At 68.7% G+C, this 9451-nt stretch carries 9 protein-coding genes; 4 read left to right on the top strand and 5 right to left on the bottom strand.

The features are described from left to right. Positions 1-305 (bottom strand): GntR family transcriptional regulator (locus tag H5J26_RS24790; protein WP_181768181.1); only part of this gene is annotated, 305 nt, incomplete at its 3' end. Positions 306-383: 78 nt separating this feature from the next. Here H5J26_RS24790 and H5J26_RS24785 point away from each other — a divergent pair. Together H5J26_RS24785 and H5J26_RS24780 are read left to right on the top strand one after the other, a co-directional pair. Beyond that, complete coding sequence (locus H5J26_RS24785; protein WP_181768180.1) at positions 384-1211, top strand: methyltransferase domain-containing protein; 828 nt, start codon at positions 384-386, stop codon at positions 1209-1211. Between the two features lie 8 nt (positions 1212-1219). After that, the gene (locus H5J26_RS24780; RefSeq protein ID WP_181768179.1) at positions 1220-1573 is read left to right on the top strand and encodes a VOC family protein; all 354 of its coding nucleotides are present in this window, start codon (positions 1220-1222) and stop codon (positions 1571-1573) included. Between the two features lie 58 nt (positions 1574-1631). Here the strand turns inward: H5J26_RS24780 and H5J26_RS24775 are convergent, their stop codons facing one another. The 4 genes from H5J26_RS24775 to dnaK all read right to left on the bottom strand — a co-directional run bounded on the left by H5J26_RS24775 (position 1632) and on the right by dnaK (position 5969). Continuing rightward, entirely contained in the window at positions 1632-2084 is a 453-nt protein-coding gene (locus H5J26_RS24775; protein WP_181768178.1) for a heat shock protein transcriptional repressor HspR, read from the bottom strand. A 1-nt stretch (position 2085) separates the two neighbouring features. Further along, positions 2086-3288 carry a molecular chaperone DnaJ gene (gene dnaJ / locus H5J26_RS24770; protein ID WP_181768177.1) on the bottom strand — a complete coding sequence of 401 codons (1203 nt, stop codon included), beginning with the start codon at positions 3286-3288 and terminating at the stop codon, positions 2086-2088. A gap of 90 nt (positions 3289-3378) precedes the next feature. Then, positions 3379-4104 (bottom strand): nucleotide exchange factor GrpE, encoded by a 726-nt coding sequence (grpE, locus tag H5J26_RS24765; RefSeq protein ID WP_181768176.1) that lies wholly within the window; start codon positions 4102-4104, stop codon positions 3379-3381. Beyond that, entirely contained in the window at positions 4101-5969 is a 1869-nt protein-coding gene (dnaK, locus tag H5J26_RS24760) for a molecular chaperone DnaK (protein ID WP_181768175.1), read from the bottom strand. Before dnaK ends, grpE begins: the two co-directional genes overlap by 4 nt. A gap of 304 nt (positions 5970-6273) precedes the next feature. Here dnaK and H5J26_RS24755 point away from each other — a divergent pair, with 304 nt between their 5' ends. Next, the gene (locus H5J26_RS24755) at positions 6274-8580 is read left to right on the top strand and encodes a (Fe-S)-binding protein (protein ID WP_181768174.1); all 2307 of its coding nucleotides are present in this window, start codon (positions 6274-6276) and stop codon (positions 8578-8580) included. A 524-nt stretch (positions 8581-9104) separates the two neighbouring features. Continuing rightward, on the top strand, positions 9105-9451 hold a 347-nt coding region (locus H5J26_RS24750; protein WP_181768173.1), incomplete at its 3' end, for an ATP-binding protein.

The following is a 9451-nucleotide window of genomic DNA, read 5'->3' as shown; positions in this document are numbered from 1 at the left end:
AGCTCCCTGCCGATGCCGGACTGCTTGTAACCCCCGAACGGGGCAAGGGGGTTGAAGCGGTCCTCGTTCAGCCGCTGGTACGCCTCGGTGACGACGCCGCGTGAGACCCGCAGTTCGCCGGCGAGCACCCGCGAGGCCGGGAGCTTGCTGCCGACGGGGAGGCGGCCGTCCGAGATCGCGAGCCGGATCTGCCGGGCCAGCCAGTCGGACAACCCGCCCCGCGGCGCCTGCGCGGTGTCCAGCTGAAGGAAGTCGGAGCCGGCCGTTTTGGCCCTCTCAACTGCACCTTCATTGGCTCTGTCCACCGGGCCATTGAATCAGCACAGTGGACGCACGGACAGCAGCCACGCCCCGGACGGGCGGCTCGGAAACGGGGACGGAACGTGACGACGACCGGCTATGTACACGGCTATTCGGAACGTGAGGCCCGCCGCCTCGGAGACCAGGCGGACACCCTCGCGGCACTCCTGCACGGTGGCACGGCCTATCCGCCCGGCAGCCGCGTCCTGGAGGCCGGCTGCGGAATCGGCGCCCAGACGGTGCACCTGGCCGCCTCCAGCCCGGGGGCGCACATCGTCGCGGTCGACGCCTCCGAGGACTCCCTCGTCCAGGCGCGTGAGCGCGTGACGGCCCAGGTGCCGCAGGCGCTCGTGGAGTGGTGCAGGGCCGACCTGTTCGATCTGCCGTACGGCGATGGGGAGTTCGACCACGTCTTCGTGTGCTTCGTGCTGGAGCACCTGCACGAGCCGGCGCGAGCGCTGTCGGGACTGCGGCGGCTGCTGCGCCCGGGAGGCACCGTCACCGTGATCGAGGGAGACCACGGATCGGTCTTCTTCCACCCCTACAGCGCCCACGCACACGCAGCCGTCGACCAGCAGGTGCGGCTGCAGTCCGCGGGCGGTGGAGACGCGCTGATCGGGCGGCGGCTGCACCCGCTGCTCGCCGACGCCGGCTACGCGGAGATCGACGTACGGCCGCGCACGGTCTACGCCGACCAGAGCCGCCCCGAACTGGTCGAGGGCTTCACCCGCAACACCTTCATCGCCATGGTCGAACTCATCCGCGACGACGTCCTGGCCGCCGGCCTGAGCACACCCGAGGACTGGGACCGCGGCATCGCCGACCTGCGACGGACCGCCGAGCCGGGCGGCACCTTCCACTACGCCTACTTCAAGGCGCTGGCGGTCAACCCCGGCACCGGCGCGGCATAATCCCGTACATGACCCTCGAATGGGAACAGGTCAACGTGGACGCGGCGGACCCGGTCGCGCTGGGGAACTGGTGGGCCCAGATGCTCGGCTGGGTGGTGATCACCGACTCGCCGGAGGAGTTCGAGATCCGCCCGTCGGAGAACCGGCTGCCCGGTCTCATCTTCGTCCCGGTCCCGGAATCCAAGACCCTCAAGAACCGGCTGCATCTGGACTTCCGGCCCGACGACCAGGAGGCCGAGGTCGGCCGGTTCCTCGCACAGGGCGCGCGCCGGGCCGACGTGGGTCAGGGCGACGAGCCATGGGTCGTGCTCGAAGACCCCGAGGGCAACGAGTTCTGCATCCTCGGCCCACGACGCGGCTGAGGTCTCAGGTCCGAAGTCGCGGGCTGAATTCGCGGGCCGAGGTCGCGGGAGGAACCCGTCAGTCGCGGCGCTTCTTGGGGCGCCAGACGACGAGGGCACCGGACTGGTGGACGTCCTCGTACGGGACCAGATCGCGGCGGTAGGAGGCGTGGACCTGCGCCTCACGCTGCTGCATCGCCGCCGCCGCGCCCTCGACCGCCTGCTGGAGTTCGACGACGCGGGACTTCAGCGCGGCGACCTGGTTCTCCAGTTCGATGATGCGCTTGATGCCGGCGAGGTTGATCCCCTCGTCCTGGCTCAACTCCTGCACCTGGCGCAGGAGTTCGATGTCCCGCGCGGAGTAGCGGCGACCGCGCCCGGCGGCACGGTCCGGAGAGACCAGGCCGAGGCGGTCGTACTGCCGCAGCGTCTGCGGGTGCATGCCCGAGAGCTCAGCGGCGACCGAGATGACGTAGACCGGTGACTCGTCCGTCAGTTGGTAAGGGTTGCGTCGTGCACCTCGGCCGTTCACCTCAGTCTCCCTTCGCGGCCTTGAACAGCGCTGCGCGCGGGTCCTCCGCGGAAGTCGCGTCGCGGTAGGACTCCAGAATGCCCTTCGCCTTGTCGCTCAAATCCTTCGGCACCGAGACGTCGATGGTGACCAGGAGATCGCCGCGCGTCCCGTCCTTGCGGACTGCGCCCTTGCCGCGTGCCCGCATCGTACGGCCGCTGGGCGTCCCCGGCGGCAGTTTGAGCGTCACGGGCGGACCGCCGAGCGTGGGCACCTTGACCTCGCCGCCGAGCGCCGCCTCCGGGTAGGTGACGGGCACGGTCACCGTCAGGTTGTCGCCCCTGCGCCCGAAGACCGGGTGCGAGTCGACGTGCACGACGACGTACAGGTCGCCGCCGGGACCGCCCCGCTCGCCCGGTGCTCCCTTGCCGCGCAGCCTGATGCGCTGCCCGTCGCTGACGCCGGCCGGGATACGGACCTGCATGGTGCGCGAACTCGTCGCCCGGCCGGACCCCTTGCATTGGTCGCACGGGTCCTGGGCGATCAGACCGCGGCCCTTGCAGTCGACGCAGGGGTCGGTGAGCGAGAAGCCGCCACCGCCGCCGCGCGAGACCTGGCCGGTGCCGACGCAGGTGGGGCACACCCGCGGCGTGCCGTTCTTGTCGCCCGTACCCGCACACGCCTTGCACGCGGCCGAGGACGACATCCGCAGCGGGACCGTCGCCCCGTCCACGGCCTCGGTGAAACTCAGCGTCACCTCGGACTCGATGTCCTGACCGCGGCGCGGCTGCGTGCGCGTACCGGCGCCGCCGCGGTTGAACAGGCCGCCGAAGACGTCACCGAGCCCGCCGCCGAAGCCTCCGGCGCCACCGGCCGGACCACCGGCGCCTCCGCCCGGCTGGCTGCCTCCGAAGAGGTCGCTCAGGTCGAAGTTGAAGCCGCCGGCACCACCGGGGCCACCCGGGCCGCCGGTCCTGATGCCGCCGTTGCCGAACAGGGCGCGCGCCTCGTCGTACTCCTTGCGGCGCTTTGCGTCGCCGAGCACGTCATAGGCCTCGGACGCGTTCTTGAAGCGGTCCTCGGCCTTGGCGTCGCCCCTGTTGGCGTCGGGGTGGTTCTCCCGGGCGAGCTTCCGGTAGGCCTTCTTGATCTCGGCCTCGGTGGCGTCCTTGGGAACGCCGAGGACCTTGTAGTAGTCCTTCTCGATGAAGTCCTTGGTACTCATCCGCGGCGTTCCTCCTCCCGCTCGGTGTCCCGCTCGGTGACCGGCCCGGAATCCGGACCGGCCCCTCGCTCGATGCCCTGCTCGCTGTGGTCAGCCCTGGTCCGGGCCACCGTTCTCCTCTTCGTCGGCGGGCTCCTCACCCGGTGCGCCCCCGGCGCCCGGCTGAGGCTCGGCGACACCGACCCTGGCGGGACGGATCGTACGCTCGCCGATTCGGTACCCGGGCTGAAGGACCTGCACGCACGTGGTCTCTGTGACGTCCGGCGAGTAGGAATGCATCAGTGCCTCGTGCACCGTCGGGTCGAAGGGCTCGCCCTCCTTGCCGAACTGCATCAGACCCATCTTGGCCGCGACCATCTCCAGCGACTCGGCCACCGACTTGAAGCCGCCGACCAGTTCGCCGTGATCACGTGCACGGCCGATGTCGTCGAGCACGGGCAGCAGCTCCGTGAGGAGGTTCGCGATCGCGACCTCCTTGACCGAGGCTCTGTCCCGGTCGACACGGCGGCGGTAGTTCTGGAACTCCGCCTGGAGCCGCTGCAGGTCCTGCGTGCGCTCGTGGAGCGCGGTGCGGGTCTGGTCCAGCTGGGCGGTCAGCGCCGCCTCCGGAGAACCGTCGCCCTGGACCTGCCCCTGCAGTGGTTCCTGCCCGGGCCGGCCTTCCTCGTTCTCTGTCACGTCCCCGGCCAGGTCCGCCGGACCCCCCGCCTCGTCGGCGGGGGAAGATCCGGCGGCCTGCGCCGCAGCGTCATCAGGCTGTACGGCGTCGGTGGGGACGTCGGGCTTCTGTTCGAAGCCCGGGGTCTCCTCCGTCACGCTGCACCGTCCTTCGGCTTCTGCTCGTCGTCGACGATCTCGGCGTCGACGACGTCCTCGTCACCCTCGGCCTTGGCCTCACCGGCACCGGCGGCACCGGCCTCCGCACCCTCGGCGTCACCCTGGGCGGCCTGCGCGTCGGCGTACATGGCCTGACCGAGCTTCTGGCTGGTCGCCGCGACCTTCTCGCTGGCCTCGCGGATGGCTGCGGTGTCCTCGCCCTTCAGCTTCTCCTTGAGGTCCTCGGTGGCTTCCTCGACCTCGGTCTTGATCTCCGCCGGGACCTTCTCCTCGTTGTCCTTGAGGAACTTCTCGGTGGTGTAGACGAGCTGCTCGGCCTGGTTGCGCGTCTCGGCGGACTCGCGGCGCTTGGCGTCCTCGTCGGCGTACTGCTCGGCGTCGCGCATCATGCGCTCGATGTCGTCCTTCGGCAGCGCCGAGCCGCCGGTGACGGTCATCCGCTGCTCCTTGCCGGTGCCGAGGTCCTTCGCCGAGACGTGCATGATGCCGTTCGCGTCGATGTCGAAGGTGACCTCGATCTGGGGCACGTTGCGCGGGGCGGGCGGCAGACCGGTCAGCTCGAACATGCCGAGCTTCTTGTTGTACGCCGCGATCTCGCGCTCGCCCTGGAAGACCTGGATCTGCACCGACGGCTGGTTGTCCTCGGCCGTGGTGAAGGTCTCCGAACGCTTCGTCGGGATCGTCGTGTTGCGCTCGATCAGCTTGGTCATGATGCCGCCCTTGGTCTCGATACCGAGGGACAGCGGGGTGACGTCGAGCAGCAGGACGTCCTTGACCTCGCCCTTGAGCACGCCGGCCTGGAGGCTGGCGCCGATGGCGACGACCTCGTCCGGGTTGACGCCCTTGTTGGCGTCCTTGCCGGCCGTGAGGTCACGGACCACCTCGGCGACGGCGGGCATACGCGTCGAGCCGCCCACGAGGACCACGTGGTCGATCTCGGACAGCTGGATGCCGGCGTCCTTGATGACGTTGTGGAACGGGGTCTTGCAGCGCTCCAGGAGGTCCTGGGTCAGCTGCTGGAACTGGGCGCGCGTGAGCTTCTCGTCCAGGTGCAGCGGGCCCTCGGCGGACGCCGTGATGTAGGGGAGGTTGATGCTGGTCTCGCTCGAGCTGGACAGCTCGATCTTGGCCTTCTCAGCGGCCTCGCGGAGACGCTGCAGCGCCATCTTGTCCTTGCCCAGGTCCACGCCGTGGCCGGACTGGAACTGCTTCACCAGGTAGTCGACGACGCGCTGGTCCCAGTCGTCACCACCGAGGTGGTTGTCACCGTTGGTCGCCTTCACCTCGACGACGCCGTCGCCGATCTCCAGCAGCGAGACGTCGAACGTACCGCCACCGAGGTCGAAGACCAGGATCGTCTGGTCTTCCTTCTCCATGCCGTAGGCGAGGGCCGCGGCCGTCGGCTCATTGACGATGCGCAGCACGTTCAGACCGGCGATCTCACCGGCCTCCTTGGTGGCCTGACGCTCGGCGTCGTTGAAGTACGCCGGGACGGTCACGACCGCGTCCTCGACCTTCTCGCCGAGGTAGGACTCCGCGTCGCGCTTCAGCTTCTGCAGGATGAAGGCGCTCATCTGCTGCGGGTTGAAGTCCTTGCCGTCCAGGTTGATCTTCCAGTCGGTGCCCATGTGGCGCTTGACCGACCGGACCGTCCTGTCGACGTTGGTGACCGCCTGTCGCTTGGCGACCTCGCCGACGAGCACCTCGCCGTTCTTCGCGAAGGCCACAACGGACGGCGTGGTCCTGGCGCCCTCGGCGTTGGTGATGACGGTGGGCTCACCGCCCTCCAGAACACTGACGACAGAGTTCGTCGTGCCCAGGTCGATGCCGACCGCACGTGCCATTTCGGGTTCCTCCAGCTGATGTCTTGAGTGAAGCTGGCTCAAGAGTGCCTGGCCCGTCTGAGAACGTCAAACGCCCTGAGCGGAATCGACTCAACTCTTATGCGGTCTTTATGCGCACCCCACCCTGAGCAGGGACGACACCGCACCCGTGATCGGCGGCACTCCCGCGACGCAGATCACCGCGTGCCCGGGTATCAGCAACACCGGGAAAGTGGGTAGTCTCGTACGGATCAGATAAGTTACCGCTTAGTAAGCCCAGAGCGAGCCGGGTACACACGCTCGCCCGCAGGTCCGAGGAGCCCCCATGCAACTCGCCGCGATCGTCGTTTCGCTGGTGCTGGCCGCGGTCGGCATCGCGCTGTTCGCGCGCGCCATCGCGCAGATCTACCGCTTCGTCAGGCTCGGAGCGCCGGTGCCCGCCGGCACCCGCAGTGACGACCCGGCGCAGCGCACCCTCACCGTCGCCCGCGAGTTCTTCGGTCACACGCGCATGAACCGCTGGGGCATCGTCGGCTTCGCGCACTGGTTCGTCGCGGTCGGCTTCTTCGCCCTCGTGCTGACCCTGGTGCACGCGTTCGGCCAGCTCTTCGCTGCCGACTGGACCCTGCCGCTGGTCGGCACGTGGGCGCCGTACGAGGTCTTCACCGAGTTCCTCGGGCTGATGACGACGCTCGGCATCCTGACGCTCATCGTGATCCGGCAGCTGAGCCTGCCCTCCCGCGCCGGGCGCAAGTCCCGCTTCGCGGGGTCCAAGGCGGGCCAGGCCTACTTCGTCGAGTACGTCATCCTCACCATCGGCGTGGCCATCCTGGTGCTGCGCGGACTGGAGGGGGCGCTGCACGACGTCCACGGCTACGAGCCCGCGTACTTCGTCTCGTACCCGATGGTCGCCGCCTTCAAGGGGCTGAGCCTCGGCACCCTGCAGAACCTGACGTACCTGGTCGCCCTGATCAAGATCGGCACGTCCTTCGTGTGGATGATCGTCGTCGGGCTCAACACCAACATGGGCGTCGCCTGGCACCGTTTCCTCGCCTTCCCCAACATCTGGTTCAAGCGGCGGGCCCGCGGCGGCACGGCGCTGGGCGAGCTGAAGCCGATGGTCTCCGGCGGCAAGGAGATCGACTTCGAGACGGCCCTCGACGACGAGAACGAGGAGGAGGTCCGCTTCGGCGCCTCCCAGGTCGAGGACTTCTCCTGGAAGGGCATCCTCGACTTCTCCACCTGCACCGAGTGCGGCCGCTGCCAGTCGCAGTGCCCCGCGTGGAACACCGGCAAGCCGCTCTCGCCGAAGCTGCTGATCATGTCGCTGCGCGACCACGCGCACGCCAAGGCCCCGTACCTGCTCGCCGGCGGCGGCAAGACGATGGAGGGCGAGGAGAAGGCGACCGAGGAGCAGCTCAAGGACGTGCCCAAGTCGGCGCTGGAGGAGGCTGAGCGCCCGCTGATCGGCACGGCCGAGGAGAACGGCGTCATCGACCCGGACGTGCTGTGGTCGTGCACCACCTGCGGTGCGTGCGTCGAGCAGTGCCCCGTCGACATCGAGCACATCGACCACATCGTCGACATGCGCCGCTACCAGGTGATGATCGAGAGCTCGTTCCCGAGCGAGGCCGGGACGATGCTGAAGAACCTGGAGAAGAAGGGCAACCCCTGGGGCCTGGCCAAGAAGCAGCGGCTGGAGTGGACCAAGGAGCTCGAGGAGGAGACCGGCTTCGCGGTGCCGGTCGTCGGCAAGACCGTCGACGACCTCACCGAGGTCGACTACCTGTACTGGGTCGGTTGCGCGGGCGCCCTGGAGGACCGCGCCAAGAAGACGACCAAGGCCTTCGCGGAGCTGCTGCACATCGCGGGCGTCAACTTCGCGATCATGGGCGGCGACGAGAAGTGCACGGGTGACTCACCGCGCCGCCTGGGCAACGAGTTCCTCTTCCAGCAGCTCGGCGAGGAGAACGTCGCCACGCTGAACGCCGCCTTCGGCGAGTCCGCTCCGGAGGAGGAAGGCGACGAGGGCGTGACGGTCGAGAAGTCGAAGAAGAAGATCGTCGCGACCTGCCCGCACTGCTTCAACACCCTCGCCAACGAATACCCGCAGCTCGGCGGCCACTACGAGGTCATCCACCACACCCAGCTGCTCCAACACCTCATCGACGAGGGCAAGTTGGTCCCCATCACGCCGGTCGAGGGTCTGATCACCTACCACGACCCGTGCTACCTGGGCCGTCACAACCAGGTCTACACGCCCCCGCGCGAGATCATCGGCAAGGTCCCCGGGCTGCGCAACGAGGAGATGCACCGCCACAAGGAGCGGGGCTTCTGCTGCGGCGCGGGCGGCGCCCGCATGTGGATGGAGGAGCGCATCGGCAAGCGCGTCAACAACGAGCGCGTCGACGAAGCACTCTCCCTCGACCCGGACATCATCTCGACGGCCTGCCCCTTCTGCCTCGTCATGCTGACGGACTCCGTCAACGGCAAGAAGAACGACGAGCAGGCGAAGGAGGAGCTGCGCGTCGTGGACGTGGCCCAGCTCCTGCTCGACTCCGTACGCACGCCGGGCGAGCCGAAGGACGAGTCCGAGACGGAGGAGGCGCCGGAGCCCGAGCCGGCCAAGTAGCAGTCCTCCTCGGACATTTACCGCATACGAACGGAGCTCGTCGTCAAGAACGACAAGCTCCGTTCGTATGCGACAAACCCCAATCGAATTCAGTCACTTAGCGTTCTTCACACGTCAATCCCCTTCGGGGGATACCCATCGGCCATCCCGCCGCTTAACCTCGCTGACCAGCGAAGGCAGAAAGGGTGCGCACAAACGGTGCAGCGAAGGAGGCGACCCCAGTTGCTGGACTGCGGCGACGTCGTGGCGGCGACCCGCCCTGTCCCCGTGCTGCGCAGAGCGCGCAGCGCCGCTGTCCGGTGCGGAGTCGGCAGAGCGAGAACGGGCTGCCGCTGGGGCCCTCCCGCGAGTCGCGCAGCCTGGCCTTTATGCGCGTACGCGCAGAGCAGAGCACTGAAGACCACGCGGGACGGCAGGACGAGCGACCTCGCTCACGACCACACTCCTGACCACCCCCGCACGCCGTACGGGCTCGCGACGGACTCCGTCCGTTCGCCGGACCACACCGTCGGGGAGGGGGACGGATGTTGACCAACGAGCGCCTGTGCCGACTGCACTTCACCTCGCGGGACCTTCCCCGCATCCGCATAGAGGTCGAGGAGTGCGCCGCATCCGCAGGCCTGGGGGAACCGCGCAGAGGGGAATTCGTGGTCGCCGTCGACGCCGTGGCCACCAACGCGGTCGAACACGCCGGAGGAACCGGCCGGTTGGTGATGCGTCACCGCGCCGGCGAGCTGGAGTGCCAGGTCGAGGACTCCGGCCCCGGATTCTCCGAAGACGTCATCCCCGAACTGGCACCCGGCGTCGCAGGAGCCACCGAGGGCCGCGGGCTGTGGCTCGCCCGGCTCGTCACCGACCGGCTCACCGTCGA

It is taken from the genome of Streptomyces albidus (ex Kaewkla and Franco 2022), from assembly GCF_013870515.1.
In the GTDB taxonomy this organism is placed as follows: Bacteria; Actinomycetota; Actinomycetes; order Streptomycetales; family Streptomycetaceae; genus Streptomyces; species Streptomyces albidus.
The sequence above is the reverse complement of the archived record's forward strand: the minus strand, read 5'-3'. Positions and strand labels throughout refer to the sequence as shown.

Excerpts from the sequence above, each read along its gene's own strand:
- dnaJ (WP_181768177.1), bottom strand. The coding sequence starts at position 3,288 with ATGAGTACCAAGGACTTCATCGAGAAGGACTACTACAAGGTCCTCGGC.
- dnaK (WP_181768175.1), bottom strand. The coding sequence starts at position 5,969 with ATGGCACGTGCGGTCGGCATCGACCTGGGCACGACGAACTCTGTCGTC.
- H5J26_RS24780 (WP_181768179.1), top strand. The coding sequence starts at position 1,220 with ATGACCCTCGAATGGGAACAGGTCAACGTGGACGCGGCGGACCCGGTC.
- H5J26_RS24755 (WP_181768174.1), top strand. The coding sequence starts at position 6,274 with ATGCAACTCGCCGCGATCGTCGTTTCGCTGGTGCTGGCCGCGGTCGGC.